Genomic DNA, 374 nt, shown 5'->3' on the forward strand with positions numbered 1-374 from the left:
CGCCGACATGAGCCGCTTCCCCACCGCGGCGCACCTGGCGTCGTGGGCGGGCATGTGTCCGGGCAATCACGAGTCCGCCGGCAAACACCACGGCGGCGCCACCCGCAAAGGCGACTCCTGGCTGCGTGGCGCCCTCGGGGAAGCCGCCTCCGCGGCCTCCCGCACCAACAACACCTACCTGCAAACCCGCTACCGACGACTGGCCGGCCGCCGCGGCAAGAAACGAGCTCTTGTCGCCGTCGGCCACAGCATCCTCATCGCCACCTGGCACATGATCACCAACGGCGTCGGCTATCACGACCTCGGTCCTGCCCACTTCCTCACCCGCGGCGACCCCACCCGCCACACCCGCCGACTCGTCGCCCAGCTCCACC

1 protein-coding gene is annotated in these 374 nt (G+C 70.9%); it reads left to right on the forward strand.

Annotated elements, in window-relative coordinates; translation table 11 throughout:
* Positions 1 to 374 (forward strand): transposase (locus tag LFM09_RS50170; RefSeq protein ID WP_414103742.1); only part of this gene is annotated, 374 nt, incomplete at both ends.

Origin of the sequence: Lentzea alba (genome assembly GCF_047445655.1) — a bacterium.
GTDB lineage: Bacteria > Actinomycetota > Actinomycetes > Mycobacteriales > Pseudonocardiaceae > Lentzea > Lentzea alba_A.